Genomic DNA, 15,415 nt, shown 5'->3' on the forward strand with positions numbered 1-15,415 from the left:
CCGAGTGGCTGGTTTGTCATCGCCTGACTTCAGGCAACCCTTGGCTGTTCCGGCACGCAGTGGTGCCAGGCGCGCAGGAAGTCGCGCAGGTGACCGCGTGGCTGAAACACCCGCCGCCAAATGCGCGCCAGACCGTGCAGATCGTCGGCAGCAGGCAGCTGTGGGTGTTCGACTTCGATCATCAGCCAGGCGATAGCGGTGGCGTAGCGCAGGTTGACGATCAGCTCCAGGTGCGGGGCGCCGAGAAAGGCATGCTGGCTGGCCAGACCGCGCACCAGGCTGGCGAGATCTGGATCGTGGGCCAGATGCTGGTCCCAGAGCAGTTGATGGCGCAGTTCGCTGATGCGGTACAGGCCATGGCCATGTGGGTCGTCGAGTGCGGCGCCGAGTGCTGATTGGCTGGCGGCGGCGCCCAGGAGCAGGGCCTCGGCGGTGGCTGAGTGGCGCCCCAGATAGAGCAGGGTAGGGCGGATGACATGTTGGCACAGTTCGTTAGCGGCAATTCCCATGATGCCCTCGCGGAGGGTGCCGGCGGGGTCGGGTGCTTGGCAGCTGTTTTTGATTTTAATAAAGACCCCACCGGGAGCGGGGTTAGCCGCTCAATGTGAAGTGTAGTGCGATAAGTCGGCTGTAAAGGGCTGTTTTTAAACTGTTTAAGGATTTGCGTGAAAGCCTATATATCTGCTGGCAATTAACGAAAGCACCGTGCCGCATAGCGCAATGACCGGCCGGCACGGCTCGCACTGCTGCGGGGCTGCATGAAAAAGGGCGCCCTGAGGCGCCCTGTAAGCTATCGGTGTGCGCTACTTTCCTGGCATCAACAGCAGGCGCTTGTTGCCGTAGACCTTGTCGATGTTGCGGCTCTGGAACGGGAAGCTCATGTAGCCGCCCTTGAGCCAGGCGTCGATGCCATCGGCATAGTGCGGGCTGGCCGGGTTGCCGGACTGGCCGGAGCTGTTGAGGCCGATCATCGGCTCTTCGCGGCCGAAGTCGACCACCACGCGCATGGCCGGGATCAGCCAGGTGTCGAAGTCCTGGCCCCAGTGGTAGGCCGCCACGTTGAGCGTGCCGTGATCGCCGCCGGCCGGGTAGGGGCCTCGGTCCAGGTAGCCCTGGATGGCATTGATGCTGCTGCGCTCGCTGGCGCCGAGATGAGGCGCCATCTTGGTCGCGTTGCTGGCCCAGGTGTAGGTATGCAGCTTGCCCCACTGCCAGGCCTGGCGGTCGGCGCCCAGTTTGCTCTCGGTGAAGGTCACGGCGGCGGCCAGTGTGCGGGCGAGAATTGCCGGTTTGTCTTCCTTCTGCGCGGTGCGGATATCGTCCCAGAACGGACTGTCGTCGCGGCCGAGCAGGTGGTCGGCCTGGGCCGAGTAGGAGTCGTTGGCGGTCTCCACCAACGCCTGCCAGGCCGGGTTGTTGTCCGGGCCGAGTTCGTCGAGGAAGGTCTGCCGCGCGCTCTCGTGCAGGAAGGCGCCGTACAGGGCCGCGTCCGCCGAGGTCGCACTCATGCGGCCGTCGAAGGCCATCAGGCGCTTGTAGGCTTCCTCGGCCTTGCTGCGTTCGGTGGCGGGCAGGGCGGCGATGGCTTTTTGCAGCGGCTGGGCCATGCCGGGTGCGTCGAACATTGCCTGCAGTTTGCCGGCGAACGGCGTGGTCTGATCGTACTGCATGGCGATCATGCTGCGCTGGTCGTGCTTGCCGGCGCCGGCCAACTGGGCGATGCGCTCGGCGCGCTCCGGGTAGAACCAGGAATTGGACAGTTGCATGCCGTAGCCGCGCGGCACGGTGCGGTGGTTGGCGGTGCCCAGCCAGCCCTGCATGGGGTCCTGGTCGTAGGGGTGGAGCATGGGGTCGGCATAGCCGTCCCAGTCATAGGCACCGTCCCAGCCGGGCGAGGGCATCAGGCCCAGGCCCTGCTTGCGGTTGGGGAAGCGGCCGGTGACCTGCCAGCCGATGTGCTGGGCATCGGCGAAGACGATGTTCAGGGCCATGGCGCGCACTTCGCGGGTGGCCTCGAAGGCCTGGTCCACCGATTGTGCGCGGGACAGGTCGAAGAAGGCATCGATCGAATGATCTTCCTCGAACTGTGCGGTGCGCAGGGCCAGACCATAGCCGCTCTTCAGCTGCAGCGGTTGCAGCGGGTGCTTGCGTTCACCCAGTACCGAGTTGAGCAGCGGGCCGTGACGGGTTTCGAAGACGGTCTCGCGGATCGGCCGCTGCCCCTTGATGAAGAAGGTTTCCTGGCGCTCGATGGCGGGTTGCCACTTGCCGTCGGCCAGGTAGTAGAGGCGGCTGCCTTGGCGTTTGACCTGCTCCAGGAACAGGTCCTGGTTGTCGCCCATGACCATGGTCATGCCCCATGCCAGCTTGCCGTTGAAGCCGGCGACCACGGCCGGTACGCCAGCGATGGAGACCCCGGCGGCCTGGAATTTCGGCGAGCGGATCTGTACGTAGTTCCACACCGAGGGCATGGATAGCGGCAGGTGGGTGTCGTTGGCCAGCAGGCTCTTGCCACTGGTGCTGCGCTGGGGGGCGATGGCCCAGTTGTTCGAGGCGGCGACGCCGAGCATGTTCAGCTCGCTCACCTGGCCAGCGGCCTGGTCGATGGCGGCCAGTCCCTGGATCTGCCCGCCAAGGTTGAGGCCGCGCAGTTTCTCGGCTTCCTCGAAGGGCAGTGGCTCGTCCGGGTAGGTCGGCAGCAGCCAGGCCAGCTTGTCGGCGCCGACCTTGCCATTCAGGGTGAGAGCGGCGATCTCTTCCTTGAGGTTCACCGCCAGGCCGAAGTTGAGCAGGGTGAAAACCAGTACCGAGTCTTCCGGTTTCCAGTAGGCCGGGCGGTAGCCCGACTCGGCCAGGTCCATCGGCAGCTTGTCTTTGTAGCGGAACAGGTAGGCGTTGACGCCGCGGGCATAGACTTCGAAGAACTTCTTCATCCGCGGCGAGGCGTTCTTGTACAGCACCTCGGCGCTGCGTTTGAGGTTGACCGCGCGCATGAAACGGTCGATTTCCAGCACGCCGGGGCCGCTCATCTCGGCCAGACGGCCCTCGGCCAGCAGGCGCATGCCGACCATCTGGCTGAGGCGATCACTGGCGTGCACGTAACCCATCGCGAACAGCGCATCGTGGAAGGTGGTGGTCTCGATCAGCGGCATGCCCAGCGGGTTGCGCCGCACCACCACGCTCTGCGCCAGGCCCTGGACGCGGACGATGCCCTGGTCCGGATGCACGCTGCTGCTGTAGCGGCTGTTGAGAAACGACTGACAGCCGCTGAGAAACAGGCTGCTGGCCAAGGTGGCAGCGGCGATCAGCTTCAGCGAATGAGAAACACGGCGCGAACCCATGGACTGGCTCCTGGCGCGAGAGAGGGTGGGAATACTGGTGCGGATTGTAGAGGGCTGGCAGTGCCGGCGGTAGGGCTGTGTAGGGCAGGCAGGGCTGGCGTTGCGCCATGGCCCTGCCGTTATTCAGTTCAGGCGCCGTGGCACTTCTTGAACTTCTTCTGGCTACCGCACGGGCAGGGATCGTTGCGCCCGACTTCCTTCAGCGGGTTGCGCACGGGCTCCTGGTGCGCATGGCCGCAATGCGGGCCGTGTACATGGCCGTGATCATCGTGATCGTGGCTGTGATCATGGTCGTGGTTGCAATCGGGACCATGGACATGGGGTTGCTGGTTCATCGGTGAATCACTCCGGAATGTAATCGCCGGGGATTATCTCGCCATTGCGCGAAAGGTGCACGCGACTACCGAACAGCCAGCCGGTTTTGACCGAGCCCTGGAAACTGTAGCGAATTGGCTGGTCGAGTTTCTCAAGGGCTCGCACGATACCTTTCAGGTGACGCCAGAGATTGGTGCGGACGGGAATCTCGAACTCGTGGCTACCGTGTGGCTGCACACTGAAGCGGGTGCTGGCCTCGCCATCAGCCAGCTCTACGTCATTCAGGGTTACGCGATACTCAAGGCTACGCACCGACAGGCTCGCGTCATTCGGGTTGTCGATACGAAAACGCAGGAGGAAGCGTTGTTCCAGCAGCTTGGCCTTGACCACCTCGACCTTGACCAGGCGCACGACGGGTTTCTGCAGATATCCGCTGAACCAGGAGGCGCACCCCGAGAGACTGATCAGCGCGGCGATTAGTGATGCTAGGCTAATAATTCTTATCATTTGCGCCTGATATTTAATCTTGGATGCTGCATGTCGTCCAAGTTTACCAAGCGACTGCTTGGTGGCAACGGTTGTTGCGCTAAAAAAACCTGCGTCATACTGAGCGCATAAATAGACAGGAGTGTGACCATGAGCCTCTATGAGATCGCCTTTGCCGGGCAGATTATGCCGGGCGCGCAGGCGGAGCAGGTCAAGGAGAATCTGGCGCGGCTGTTTCAGGCCGATGCCCAGCGCATAGCCTTGCTGTTTTCCGGTCGACGCATCGTGATCAAGAGCAATCTGGATGCAGCTGGCGCGGAAAAATATCGTGCGACCCTCGAACGGGCCGGGGCTATAGCCATTGTTCAGGCCCTCGATGCACAGATTGAGGAAGTTGAGCTGGCGCCGCCGCCTGTGCCGCAGGCCGCTGCTGCCCCTGTTGTATCCGTAGCACCTGCGGCGACCAGCAGTCGCCCAGGTGCCCGGGTGATTCCGCGTGATGAATACATGGCGGCTTTCGCCGATGTCGAGGCACCGGATTTCGGCATCGCCCCGGTGGGTAGTGATCTGCAGGAACACAAGCCGGATGCGCAGGCACCGGTCGTTGATCTGTCGCAGTTCAGCCTGGCCCCGGTAGGCAGTGACATGGGGCAGGCCAAGAAGGAGCCGGCCGCGCCGCCACCGGATGTGTCCCACCTCAAGCTGCAGTAAACGAAAGGCCCGCGTATGCGGGCCTGTTCATTTCACAGCAGAGGGGCACAGCACTTCTTGAACTTCTGGCCACTGGCGCAAGGGCAGGGATCATTGCGTCCGGCCTTGAGTGGCACGGTCGGGTCGATGAAGTACCAGCGCCCGGCGTTCTGTACGAAAGCTGACCGCTCACGATGGCTGTGCTCGCCGTTGTCATCGTGCCAGCGCGCGGTAAAGGTGACGAAGGCGTGCTCTGGTTGGCCGCCAAGCAGCTCGGCGCTTTCCACCTCCAGACCAAGCCAGGTGCTGCCCAGGCTCCAGGCACTGATGGCGGCACGGTCGAGGTCGGCCTGCTGAGCGGGCAGGGTGGTTGCCAGCAGGTAGTCGACCAAACCCAATACATAGGCGCTATAGCGCGAGCGCATTAGCAGTTCGGCGCTCGGCGCCGGGATGCCGGCGTGATAGTGGCCGCAGCATTGATCCAGCAGGTTGCCACTCCCACAGGGACAGGCGTGACTCATGGCATTACCACCAGTACTTGCCGAAGTTTTCCGGGTTGGCCCAGAACTTGGCATTGAGCCAGTCCGGAACCTGCTTGTAGTCGCGCAGGTCATAAGTGAACAGGTTGAGTGTTTGCTGATCGCGCTGAAAGCTTTCGCTGGCCTGCAAGGCCAGGGCAAAGAAGTCGGTTTCCTGCCAGTCACAGGCCTGCATATCGACCAGCACGGCAATGCGGCTGGCATTCAGGTTGCGGATGCCGCCGAGTAGCTGCAGGGCTGTGCGTTTAGGCAGGTGCTCCAGGCAGTCGACCACCAGGGCGAGATCGAAGCGTTGTATCGCCATGTCTGCTGGAAGTTCTCCGGCAGCGGCCTTGTGCACCTCTATCTCGGGGTGGGCAGCCTGGAAGGCTTGTACGGCGGGTAGGTCACTGGCTCCTACCAGCAGCAGGCGCTGTGGCGCATGGTGGTCGAGCAGGGCTGCAAGAGCCTGTTGCGGGGTGCGCGAAGAATGTTTGCCAGTCATTGCTAAATTCCAAACTTGTAGGTAAAGACTAACTCGCTGGAAGGAATTGGCCTAGTAATGACATGGGTCAGTGTAGTTCCTAATAGCTGGCGGATTATAAAACACCTGTCTTTACTACTTGAGTGTCGGTTTGGTGCCGATTTTTACAGGAGAGCAATAACGATGAGCATTACAAGGAAAGCTGTACCCCTGTTGCTGGTAAGCGGCCTGCTGACTGGTTGCTCCGGCCTGCAGAAAACCGATTGGCCTACCTGTGCTGCAGTTGGTGGTGTAGGTGGCGCAGCTCTGGGCGCGATCGAAAGCTCGAGCTGGGCGGGTGGTGGTGCTGTTGTTGGCGCTGGTATGGCCGCAGCCTACTGCTGGGTCCACGGTGCTGAAGAGCAGGTGGCCGTTGTCGAGGAAGTGGTTGTCGAGGAGGTGGTTGCAGAACCTGCCGAGCCGGTTCGTGTTGAACTGGACGTCAAGTTCGACTTCGACAAGACCGCCGTCAAGGAAGAAAGCCAAGGCGACATCAAGGCACTGGCTGATTTCATGAGCCAGTACCCGCAAACCACTACCGTGGTTGAAGGTCACACTGACTCCGTGGGCACCGATGCCTACAACCAGGGTCTGTCCGAGCGCCGTGCCAATGCCGTGCGTGACGTACTGGTCAACCAGTACGGCCTGTCGCCGGATCGCGTCAACGCTGCCGGTTATGGTGAGAGCCGCCCGGTTGCCGACAACGCTACCAGTGACGGTCGCGCTATCAACCGTCGCGTTGAAGCTGAGGTCGAAGCCCGTCCGTAATGCCGGGTCCCCAGCCTGCAGCAGCTGACTTCTCGGCGACTGCAGGCTTGTACACTTAGGGGGACGGGTCTTTACTCCTGTGTTACCGGTAATCAACCGGTGACACAGGAGATCACCGCCATGAGAACAAGACTCTCAAGGGCTGCAGTACCCCTTCTCTTGGTCAGCAGTGTTCTTTCTGGTTGCGTCACTACTTCCAGTACGGGAGATGCGCCGCTAAACCAAGGGAACTGGCCGATTTGTACAGCGATTGGTGGCTTGGCCGGAGGCGGTCTTGGCGCAATCGAAAGTTCTGCCTGGGCAGCAGGAGGTGCGGTGGCCGGTGCGGTCATCGGAACCCTGATTTGTTATGCCCAAGATGGTGACCAAGACGGCGATGGTGTATTCGACCGTCGTGACCGTTGCCCCGATACCCCACCCAATACCCCAGTTCATCACAATGGCTGCCCGCTGCCGGTCTATCCGAGCGGCGAGGAACCCGCTGCGCCGGTTGTCGAGGTGAGCGAGGCGGTGCGCGTCGAGTTGGATGTGAAGTTCGACTTCGACAAGTCTGTGGTCAAGGAGGACAGCATGGCCGATATCCAGAGCCTTGCCGACTTCATGAAACAGTATCCGCAGACCTCCACCGTGGTTGAGGGGCATACCGACTCCGTCGGCTCCGATGCCTACAACCAGGGCTTGTCCGAACGTCGTGCCAATGCCGTACGCGACGTACTGGTCAACCAGTACGGTGTGGAAGCAGGCCGGGTGTCGTCGGTTGGCTATGGCGAAGCGCAACCTGTTGCCGACAACGAAACCGACGAAGGTCGGGCCGTCAACCGTCGGGTAGAAGCGGCGGTCGAGGCACAGCCCTAAGAACTGCTACGATCGAATGCGCAGGGTCGGTTTGACTCGTATGGCAGCGTGTAGCCGATCGTAGAAAGGTTCTAGCGGTTTGTACTGCAGTCTGTTCCTGCGCTATCGGCATGCCGATAGCGCAGGGGCTTCCTCGCGCAAAATCTTGTTCCGGTCGAAGCGGTCATCAGAACAGCGGTCGGGCTGCGGCAATCGCCATCAGCAGCATGCCGATCAGCAGATTGATGCCCACCAGCTTGCGGATGCGTCCCAGCGCTTCACCACCAGCTGGCCAGTTCTGTGCGGCGATGGCACGGCGCAGTTCCGGCAACTGGAGGAACTGGATACGCAGGAACAGCGCGAGCATGACGATATACAGGCCGATCATGATGTGCACATAGCGCGGCGCGGTCTCGAAGCCGGCGAAGCGCAGGTGCAGCATGCCCACGCCGGATACCGGCAACACCAGCACGGCGAGCCACACCCACTGGAAGAAACGGCGGAACACCTCGGCCCACAGGGTCAGGCGTGCCGGCGCCTCGAGCACGCTGACAGCAGCGGGGCGGAGGATCATCCAGGCGAAGAACATGCCGCCGACCCAGATCAGGGCGGCCAGCAGATGCAGGGCGTAAACAGCGGCGAAGGCAGTCATCGGGTTCTCCGTAAAGGCGGCGGTTAAGCATGGCGCGGCATCATAACCTGCCGGTAAACTACTGAGAATTTATCCAGTCTCTATTGCGCGCCCATGCTCAGTCCCGAACTCAAGTCCCAGATCCAGGGCGCCTACAGCCGTTTCCTCGAAGCCAAGAGCCTCAAGCCGCGCTATGGCCAGCGTCTGATGATCGCCGAGATCGCCAAGGTGCTGGGTGCGATCAAACACAACGACGAAGGTCAGCGTGATGGCGAGGCCGCCGTGGTAGCGGTGGAAGCGGGCACTGGTACCGGCAAGACCGTGGCCTATGCCCTGGCCTCGATTCCCATCGCGAAGGCCGCCGGCAAGCGCCTGGTGATCGCCACCGCGACCGTGGCCCTGCAGGAACAGATCGTCCATAAGGACCTGCCGGACCTGATGCGCAACAGCGGCCTCAACTTCAGCTTCGCCCTGGCCAAGGGCCGTGGCCGCTACCTGTGCCTGTCCAAGCTCGACATGTTGCTGCAGGAAGGCGAAGCCCAGGGCGCTACCGCGCAGATGTTCGCCGAAGAAGGTTTCCGCCTGGATGTCGACGAGAGCAGCCAGAAGCTGTTTACCGGGATGATCGAGAAACTCGCCGGCAATCGCTGGGACGGCGACCGCGACAGCTGGAGCGAGGAGCTCGACGATGCGGTGTGGGGCCGCCTGACCACCGACCACAGTCAGTGCACCAACCGCCATTGCCCGAACTTCGGTCAGTGCGCCTTCTACAAGGCGCGCGAGGGCATGACCAAGGTCGACGTGATCGTCACCAACCACGACATGGTGCTGGCCGACCTGGCTCTGGGCGGCGGCGCGGTGCTGCCCGACCCGCGTGAAACCCTTTACGTGTTCGACGAAGGCCACCACCTGCCGGACAAGGCCATCGGCCACTTTGCCCACTTCACCCGTCTGCGTAGCACCGCCGACTGGCTCGGCCAGGTGGAGAAGAACCTGACCAAGCTGCTGGCGCAGCACCCGCTGCCCGGTGATCTCGGCCGGCTGATCGAGAAAGTGCCGGAGATGGCAAGGGAGCTCAGGACGCAGCAGCAATTCATGTTCAGCGCCTGCGAGCAGCTGGCTGACTTCAAGGCCGGCGAGGACATGGAAGGCCGCGAGCGCCCGCGTCATCGCTTTATCGGCGGCCTGGTGCCGGAGCATCTGCGCGAGCTGGGCATCGAGCTGAAGAAAGGCTTCTCGCAGCTGACTGATGTGTTCACCCGCCTGACCGAACTGCTCAAGGAAGCCATGGACGGCGAGGGCGCCGTCGGCATCGCCAGCCATCAGGCCGAGGAGTGGTACCCGCTGTTTGGCAGCTTGCTGGCCCGTGCCCAGGGCAACTGGGAGTTATGGACCGCTTTCACCACCGAAGACCCGGAAGACAGCCCGCCCATGGCGCGCTGGCTGACCCTGGCCGAAAGCGGCGCGCTGTTCGATATCGAGGTCAATGCCAGTCCGATCCTCGCCGCCGAGACTCTGCGCCGCAACTTGTGGAACGTTGCGTACGGCGCCCTGGTGACCTCGGCCACGCTGACCGCGCTGAACAGTTTCGACCGCTTCCGCATGCGTGCCGGCCTGCCCAAGGCCGCTGTTACCGCCGTGGTGCCCAGCCCCTTCCTGCATGCCGATGCCGGTGTGCTCAAGGTGCCTGACCTCAAGGCCGACCCGCGCGATGCGGCGGCGCACACCGCAGCGATCATTCGCGACCTGGCCGACCTGGTGGCCGGCTCGCGCGGCACCCTGGTGCTGTTCTCCTCGCGCAAGCAGATGCAGGACGTGTTCGACGGGGTGGATCGCGAGTGGCGCAAGCGCGTGTTCATCCAGGGCAACCTGTCCAAGCAGGAGACCCTGAACAAGCACAAGGCGCGGGTCGACAGCGGCGAGGAGAGCGTGCTGTTCGGTCTGGCCAGCTTCGCCGAGGGCGTCGACCTGCCGGGTGCCTACTGCGAGCACGTGGTGATCGCCAAGATTCCCTTTGCCGTGCCGGATGACCCGGTGGAAGCGGCGCTGGCCGAGTGGATTGAGGCGCGCGGCGGCAACCCGTTCATGGAGATTGCCGTGCCGGACGCTTCGCTGAAACTGGTGCAGGCCTGTGGCCGTCTGCTGCGTACCGAAGAAGACCGCGGCACCATCACCTTGCTAGATCGGCGCGTGGTGACCCAGCGCTACGGCAAGGCAATCCTTAATGCACTGCCGCCGTTTCGTCGCGAAATCAGCTGAGAGCCTGTCCACGATCTCTTGTCCGTCGGCCATGCTGCGTTGAAATTGGGCTCGGACTGCTCATTTACATTTCGTAAACTCCGCGTCCTCGCCCCATTTCGCCTTGCCTGGCTCTAGTCCAAAAGATCGTGAGCAGGCTCTAAGGCAACTCATCCACCGCCAAGGAGATGGCTGTATGCCCCAGACTTCCCGTTCCATCCTGATCACCGGCTGCTCGACCGGTATTGGCTACGCCACGGCCGTGGCCTGCCGGGCTGCGGGCTGGCAGGTGTTCGCCTCGGCGCGCCAGGCCGAGGACGTGGCGCAGTTGCAGCGTGAAGGTTTCCACGCCCTGCTGCTCGATCTCAACGAGCCTGCCAGCATCCATCAGGCGCTGGCCCAGGTGCTGGAGCAGACTGGTGGTACGCTCGATGCGCTGTTCAATAACGGTGGCTACGGCCAGCCCGGTGCCATCGAGGATCTGCCGCGCGCGGCCTGGCGCGAACAGTTCGAGACCAATGTATTCGGCCCCGCCGAGCTGACTGCCGCCGTGTTGCCGGTCATGCGTCGCCAGGGCCACGGCCGCATCCTGTTCAATAGCTCGGTGCTCGGCTATGCCGCGCTGCCGCTGCGTGGCGCCTACAACGCCTCCAAGTTCGCCCTCGAGGGCCTGGTCGATACCCTGCGTCTGGAACTGAGCGGCAGCGGCATCGAGGCGGTGCTGATCGAGCCGGGGCCGATCATTGCGCGCTTCCGTGCAAACAGCCTGCTGGCCCTGCGCAAGCATGTCGACACCAGTCGCGGCGCCCATGCGGCAGTCTATGCACAGATGGAGAAACGCCTGGCCAAGGAGGGTGCTGCGGTGAAGTACACCCTGCCGGCCGAAGCGGTGGCCGAGGTGGTACTGCACGCCTTGCACAGCCGCGTGCCGCGTACCCGCTACCCGGTGACGGTGCCGGCCAAGTTGTTCCGTGTGCTCAACCGCCTGCTGCCGGATCGCTGGCTCGATCGTATGAAGCGCACCACGGTCTAGCTGCTCCGGGCGTGATCTGCTGCAAGTCGGTGCTTGCCTAGGGCTGCTACGCTGGCCGCGACAAAATGATCTATTGGCTGCGCTGGCAGCCCGGGAGCACGGATGACCCTGCACGATCTGGCCGCACGCACGGCCCTGGTACTGGAAACCAACAACCTGCGCGGCGGCGCCGACCTGCAACGGGTGGCTGGCAGTCTCGCTCGCCTGTTCGAACACCTGAAAGGACAGAGCCTGCCGCTGACGCAGCTGGCCCAGGTGATAGTGACCCATGACGGCTTGCCGGAGGTTGTGTGCAAGGACCTGGCTCAGGTGGCCGGTCTGTCGCTGCGGTTCGTCCTGATCGACGCGCAGACCGGCTACTACGCGGCGAAGAACCTCGGCTTTGCCGCCGTGCAGGCCGAGCGCTGCGATCACGTAGTTTTCGCCGACGCCGACTGCATTCCGGCAGCTGATTGGCTGGCGCAACTGCTCCAGCCTTTGTGCGCCGAGAAGCCGCCAGCCGTGGTGGCCGGGCGTACCAGTTACAGCAGCAGCCTGGCCGGCACGGCGCTGACCACCATCGACTTCATGTATTTCCCCAGCCCGCTGGCCGCCGGTGCCACGCGTAACTTCTACGCCAACAACGTGGTGTTTCGCCGCGAGGTATTTGCCGAGCATGCCTACCAGGCCCTGGAAGGGGTGTATCGCGCCCATTGCCAGGTACTCGGCCTCAACCTGCAGGCCGCCGGTATCGCCCTGCACTATGCTGCGGCGGCGCATACCGAACACCGCCTGCCGGATACCCGGGGCGAAGCGCTCAAGCTGCGCTGGATGCGTGGTCAGGACTCGGTCGGCCTGACCCCCTATCTGCTGTGCGCCTATCTGCCGCAACGCCTGCAGTGGCTGGCCCACAGCGGCCCGCTGGCGCCCCTGGGCATCCTTTTGGCGCGTCTGTACTTCAGCCAGCGTGCGCTCAATCACCAGGACCTGCCGCCGTTGCGTGGCCTGCGTGGGCTGGCCGCGCGGGGCCTGATCCTGGCGTTCTCGCTGGTCGACATGGCGGGCGCATTGGCACGTGGTATCGGCATCAACACCCTGGGACGCGCGGCGGCGGATGCCCAGGCGCTGTCCTACCATCGGGCCTGAGCGCCCTTGGCTAACGGAAGGGATTACCGTGAATAGATCGTTTAACCATCGCTTGGCTTTCTCCCGCTTGACCATGCTGCTGGCTCTGAGCCTGGGCAGTGGCATCACGCTGGCCGAGGAATTCAAGGGTCGTGGCGTGTTCCAGTTTGCTAGCGCCAGTGGTTGTCCCCTGGCCACGGCGGAGACACCGCTGAGCGAGTGCAATCGCATCGCTCTCGACGATACCTATAGCCGTGCGCAGCTGGACAGCGCCAGCAAGACCCTGGTGTTGCACAACAACCAGGATTACGCCGATGAGACGGTCATCGGCGATGTCCTGCTGCATGGCCGGGCGCAGGCCGAGAATGGCCAGCAGGTGCCGGTCAGCCTGCATCTGCTGATCAGCAAGGACGGCCAGGAGTGGAGCACCAGCCTGCACGCCCACGCACCGGTGATGGGGGATCTGAGCGAGGTGCAGGTCGATCTCTATCAGGTGCAGGCCGACGTGGCGGGCAAGCGGCAGTCTCTGCTGCAACCGGATCACGCCCTGCAAGTGCTCACCTCGCCGTCGACCGCGGCGCGGATGGCCAAGCAGTTCGTCCAGGTGCGTGACAACCGGGTCGAGGCGGCCAAGGCCGAGTATGCCGACATCACCATTGCCCTGGGCCTGGGCAAGGCCTCACTGCCGGCTCTGCGTGCCAGCCTGCATGTGCCGGGCGGGCATGCTGATCTGGCCAAGACCCTGCACAGCGGTAGCTGGAGTCTGGAGCTGCAGGCCCTGCGCAGCCGCCTGCCGCTGTCGGTGATCCAGCGTGATCTGTTTCTTTTCGGCATGGAGCAGGTCGAACTGCTGCAGCCACTGCAGTCCGAGGGCTTCGCCAAGCACGAAAAACTCTTGCTCGGTGCGCGCGATGGCAAGGGTTACCTGAGCTATCGCGGCCAGCAGATCGATTACCCGCAGGCCGGCGTGGCCGCCCAGGCATTCCTCCAGGACAGCTTCATCGGCCTGGTGCTCAGTGGTCAGCAGCATGCTGCGGCGCCGGTTACCGCCCCATGAGTGCTGCGCAACTGACGCTGTTTGCCGCGCCGCCGTTGCGCGGCTGGCCACGCCTGCAAGCCTTTCTGGTCGATCGCATCAAACGCGCCGCCTTGCGCCAACTGCATGCCAGTCGTGCCGGCGAGCTGCTGTTGCTGCGCATCTACCTGATTGGTGAAGAGGCGACCGAGCAGACCCTGCAGCATGAAATGCTGGCGAATTCGCCCGCCTGGCTGGAACGCCAGGTGCAGCAGCACCTGCGCGAAGAACAGGAGCACAGTGCGCTGTTCGTCGCCGCCATGCTTGAGCGTGGCATGCAGCCGCCCAGCGAGTTGCGACCGGATCGCTTGAGTCAGGCGAAGATCCGCCGCTGGCAGCGCATTGCCCGTCGCCATGCCCCGCATTTCCAGCAAGGCCTGCTGGTGCCGGCCTATGCCATCGGCCTGTGTGCCGAACAGATGGCCGAGCGGGTGCTGAGTCGCCATTGCGCAGTGCTGCCCGCCGAACATCCCATGCAGGGTCTGCTCGGCCGCGTGCTCAGCGATGAGCGCAGGCATGTGCGCATGTGCATGCGTACCCTCGGTCTGAGCGTGGCCGAGCATGAGCAGCCGCGCCTGCAACAGTTGCTGGCCGAGGCCCGTGCGGTGGACCGTGCCTGGGGCGTCAGCGGTGCCGTGGGCATGTACCTGGCTGGAATCGCCCTGCGCTTGCGGGCTGGCGGGTGGCGACGGAGCCACTGATGACTGCGCGGATTCTCTACCTGGCCACCGCCGATGCCCGTGGCCACCTGATGCGTGCGCAACTGCTTACCCATGCTTTGCGCGCGAAGGGCGCCGACGTGACCGTGTTGACCACCTCCGACGAGGGTGTGACCTTCCTTGCCGAGTTCGGTATCGCGGCCGAGGTACTGTCGCGGCACTACGCCGTGCAGTTCGACGACCAGCAGAACATGCAGCGTGGGGCGACCGACCGTACCGTGGCCCGCTACCTGTTTGATCCACGCCACATGCTGCGCGATATCTGGCGGTTGCACCGCTACCTGGCCAGGGTCGACCTGCTGGTCAACGACTCCTTCCATCCGGCGCTGCTGGTGATGGGCTGCCTGCCTGGCTGGCGGCGCAAGATTGTCCACGTGTATGGCGCCAGCCTGCGCCAGGCGCTACAGAGCAACTTCCACGGGCGCCTGCCCGCCTGGCTGGCGCGCGCCTTTGCCGCGGCCATCGCCTTCGAGCTGGGACGTGCGCGGGCCCGTCTGCAGCATGACTTCGCCTACCTCGAAGCCAGTGAGACTGCGCCCGGCAGCTTCAGCCTGCCGACGCCGGTGGCCCTGGCCGAACGTCCGGCAGGCTTGCCGGAGTCCTGCGTGGCGCTCTACCTCAATCCGCACTTCCGCGATCCAGCACTGGCCGCTGGCCTGGAACAGGGTCTGGCGCAGGCGGGCCTGGCCAGTTTGCGGGTAGGTGAGGGCTATGCCGGGCGTGCCGGCTGGCAAGCCCGCGATCCGCGCTGGATCGATGCGGCGGCGCACAGCGCGCTGATCATCTCGGCACCGGGCATGGCCGCGCTGTCGGTGGCGCAGGTCTATCGGCGGCCGATCCTGCTGCTGGTCAGCGATCAGCCGGAGCAACTGAGCAATGCCCGGCGTGCCGCCGAACTCGGGCTGCGCCACGAGGTAGTGGTCTGGCGGGGCGATGTAGCGCATTTCGCCGAGCAACTGGCCGCGGCTAGCCAGCGCCTGACGGCGGCCAGTAGCGGCGAAGCGCCAGGTGCGGGGCGAGTGCATGCCCAGCGCCGCCTGAATGCCTGGGTCGATTGCCTGCTGGGGTTGTCCGGCATCAATGAAACGGGCCGGGTAGAGCGCTAGTCGGAATAAACTCGGACTGGCATCAGCGGGCCGA

16 protein-coding genes are annotated in these 15,415 nt (G+C 63.8%); 9 read left to right on the forward strand and 7 right to left on the reverse strand.

From position 1 onward, the window contains the following. Positions 1 to 29: 29 nt before the first annotated feature. The 4 genes from H3H45_RS08795 to H3H45_RS08810 all read right to left on the reverse strand — a co-directional run bounded on the left by H3H45_RS08795 (position 30) and on the right by H3H45_RS08810 (position 4,181). The gene (locus tag H3H45_RS08795) at positions 30 to 509 is read right to left on the reverse strand and encodes a hypothetical protein (protein WP_182833361.1); all 480 of its coding nucleotides are present in this window, start codon (positions 507 to 509) and stop codon (positions 30 to 32) included. A gap of 294 nt (positions 510 to 803) precedes the next feature. Next, positions 804 to 3,341 carry a penicillin acylase family protein gene (locus H3H45_RS08800; RefSeq protein ID WP_182833362.1) on the reverse strand — a complete coding sequence of 846 codons (2,538 nt, stop codon included), beginning with the start codon at positions 3,339 to 3,341 and terminating at the stop codon, positions 804 to 806. A gap of 128 nt (positions 3,342 to 3,469) precedes the next feature. Continuing rightward, on the reverse strand, positions 3,470 to 3,676 hold the full coding sequence (locus H3H45_RS08805) for an SEC-C metal-binding domain-containing protein (protein WP_173204997.1): 207 nt from the start codon (positions 3,674 to 3,676) through the stop codon (positions 3,470 to 3,472). A 7-nt stretch (positions 3,677 to 3,683) separates the two neighbouring features. Continuing rightward, positions 3,684 to 4,181, reverse strand: a complete 498-nt coding sequence (locus H3H45_RS08810) for an LEA type 2 family protein (RefSeq protein WP_182833890.1) — start codon at positions 4,179 to 4,181, stop codon at positions 3,684 to 3,686. 111 nt (positions 4,182 to 4,292) lie between these two features. Between H3H45_RS08810 and H3H45_RS08815 the strand changes: the two genes are divergently transcribed. Continuing rightward, a complete protein-coding gene (locus tag H3H45_RS08815; protein ID WP_182833363.1) occupies positions 4,293 to 4,853 on the forward strand; it encodes a hypothetical protein in 561 nt (186 codons plus the stop codon). 32 nt (positions 4,854 to 4,885) lie between these two features. On the opposite strand, the gene H3H45_RS08820 is transcribed toward H3H45_RS08815, so the two are convergent. Then, complete coding sequence (locus tag H3H45_RS08820) at positions 4,886 to 5,353, reverse strand: YchJ family protein (RefSeq protein WP_182833364.1); 468 nt, start codon at positions 5,351 to 5,353, stop codon at positions 4,886 to 4,888. 4 nt (positions 5,354 to 5,357) lie between these two features. After that, positions 5,358 to 5,855, reverse strand: a complete 498-nt coding sequence (locus tag H3H45_RS08825) for a DUF6231 family protein (protein ID WP_182833365.1) — start codon at positions 5,853 to 5,855, stop codon at positions 5,358 to 5,360. A gap of 162 nt (positions 5,856 to 6,017) precedes the next feature. On the opposite strand from H3H45_RS08825, the gene H3H45_RS20405 reads away from it, so the two are divergent. Beyond that, positions 6,018 to 6,641, forward strand: a complete 624-nt coding sequence (locus H3H45_RS20405; protein WP_182833366.1) for an OmpA family protein — start codon at positions 6,018 to 6,020, stop codon at positions 6,639 to 6,641. Positions 6,642 to 6,761: 120 nt separating this feature from the next. Next, complete coding sequence (locus H3H45_RS08835) at positions 6,762 to 7,496, forward strand: OmpA family protein (protein WP_182833367.1); 735 nt, start codon at positions 6,762 to 6,764, stop codon at positions 7,494 to 7,496. Positions 7,497 to 7,662: 166 nt separating this feature from the next. Here the strand turns inward: H3H45_RS08835 and H3H45_RS08840 are convergent, their stop codons facing one another. Continuing rightward, on the reverse strand, positions 7,663 to 8,127 hold the full coding sequence (locus H3H45_RS08840; protein WP_182833368.1) for a CopD family protein: 465 nt from the start codon (positions 8,125 to 8,127) through the stop codon (positions 7,663 to 7,665). Positions 8,128 to 8,220: 93 nt separating this feature from the next. Here H3H45_RS08840 and dinG point away from each other — a divergent pair, with 93 nt between their 5' ends. The 6 genes from dinG (at position 8,221) to H3H45_RS08870 (ending at position 15,381) form a co-directional block, all read left to right on the forward strand. Then, positions 8,221 to 10,365 carry an ATP-dependent DNA helicase DinG gene (gene dinG / locus H3H45_RS08845; protein ID WP_182833369.1) on the forward strand — a complete coding sequence of 715 codons (2,145 nt, stop codon included), beginning with the start codon at positions 8,221 to 8,223 and terminating at the stop codon, positions 10,363 to 10,365. A gap of 175 nt (positions 10,366 to 10,540) precedes the next feature. Further along, positions 10,541 to 11,377, forward strand: a complete 837-nt coding sequence (locus tag H3H45_RS08850) for an SDR family NAD(P)-dependent oxidoreductase (protein WP_182833370.1) — start codon at positions 10,541 to 10,543, stop codon at positions 11,375 to 11,377. 102 nt (positions 11,378 to 11,479) lie between these two features. After that, positions 11,480 to 12,502, forward strand: coding sequence for a glycosyltransferase (locus H3H45_RS08855; protein WP_182833371.1), 1,023 nt, complete (start codon positions 11,480 to 11,482; stop codon positions 12,500 to 12,502). 28 nt (positions 12,503 to 12,530) lie between these two features. Then, entirely contained in the window at positions 12,531 to 13,538 is a 1,008-nt protein-coding gene (locus H3H45_RS08860) for a hypothetical protein (protein WP_220494224.1), read from the forward strand. Then, on the forward strand, positions 13,535 to 14,257 hold the full coding sequence (locus H3H45_RS08865) for a hypothetical protein (RefSeq protein WP_182833372.1): 723 nt from the start codon (positions 13,535 to 13,537) through the stop codon (positions 14,255 to 14,257). Before H3H45_RS08860 ends, H3H45_RS08865 begins: the two co-directional genes overlap by 4 nt. Beyond that, a complete protein-coding gene (locus H3H45_RS08870; RefSeq protein ID WP_182833373.1) occupies positions 14,257 to 15,381 on the forward strand; it encodes a glycosyltransferase family protein in 1,125 nt (374 codons plus the stop codon). Before H3H45_RS08865 ends, H3H45_RS08870 begins: the two co-directional genes overlap by 1 nt. The last annotated feature ends 34 nt before the right edge of the window (positions 15,382 to 15,415 follow it).

Source organism: Aquipseudomonas guryensis, from assembly GCF_014164785.1.
GTDB lineage: Bacteria > Pseudomonadota > Gammaproteobacteria > Pseudomonadales > Pseudomonadaceae > Aquipseudomonas > Aquipseudomonas guryensis.

What these genes read in the sequence shown, in the direction of transcription:
- H3H45_RS08865 (WP_182833372.1), top strand. Translation starts at nt 13,535, where the DNA reads ATGAGTGCTGCGCAACTGACGCTGTTTGCCGCGCCGCCGTTGCGCGGC.
- H3H45_RS08840 (WP_182833368.1), bottom strand. Translation starts at nt 8,127, where the DNA reads ATGACTGCCTTCGCCGCTGTTTACGCCCTGCATCTGCTGGCCGCCCTG.
- H3H45_RS08800 (WP_182833362.1), bottom strand. Translation starts at nt 3,341, where the DNA reads ATGGGTTCGCGCCGTGTTTCTCATTCGCTGAAGCTGATCGCCGCTGCC.
- H3H45_RS20405 (WP_182833366.1), top strand. Translation starts at nt 6,018, where the DNA reads ATGAGCATTACAAGGAAAGCTGTACCCCTGTTGCTGGTAAGCGGCCTG.
- H3H45_RS08820 (WP_182833364.1), bottom strand. Translation starts at nt 5,353, where the DNA reads ATGAGTCACGCCTGTCCCTGTGGGAGTGGCAACCTGCTGGATCAATGC.
- dinG (WP_182833369.1), top strand. Translation starts at nt 8,221, where the DNA reads ATGCTCAGTCCCGAACTCAAGTCCCAGATCCAGGGCGCCTACAGCCGT.
- H3H45_RS08805 (WP_173204997.1), bottom strand. Translation starts at nt 3,676, where the DNA reads ATGAACCAGCAACCCCATGTCCATGGTCCCGATTGCAACCACGACCAT.
- H3H45_RS08825 (WP_182833365.1), bottom strand. Translation starts at nt 5,855, where the DNA reads ATGACTGGCAAACATTCTTCGCGCACCCCGCAACAGGCTCTTGCAGCC.
- H3H45_RS08835 (WP_182833367.1), top strand. Translation starts at nt 6,762, where the DNA reads ATGAGAACAAGACTCTCAAGGGCTGCAGTACCCCTTCTCTTGGTCAGC.
- H3H45_RS08870 (WP_182833373.1), top strand. Translation starts at nt 14,257, where the DNA reads ATGACTGCGCGGATTCTCTACCTGGCCACCGCCGATGCCCGTGGCCAC.
- H3H45_RS08855 (WP_182833371.1), top strand. Translation starts at nt 11,480, where the DNA reads ATGACCCTGCACGATCTGGCCGCACGCACGGCCCTGGTACTGGAAACC.
- H3H45_RS08795 (WP_182833361.1), bottom strand. Translation starts at nt 509, where the DNA reads ATGGGAATTGCCGCTAACGAACTGTGCCAACATGTCATCCGCCCTACC.
- H3H45_RS08850 (WP_182833370.1), top strand. Translation starts at nt 10,541, where the DNA reads ATGCCCCAGACTTCCCGTTCCATCCTGATCACCGGCTGCTCGACCGGT.
- H3H45_RS08815 (WP_182833363.1), top strand. Translation starts at nt 4,293, where the DNA reads ATGAGCCTCTATGAGATCGCCTTTGCCGGGCAGATTATGCCGGGCGCG.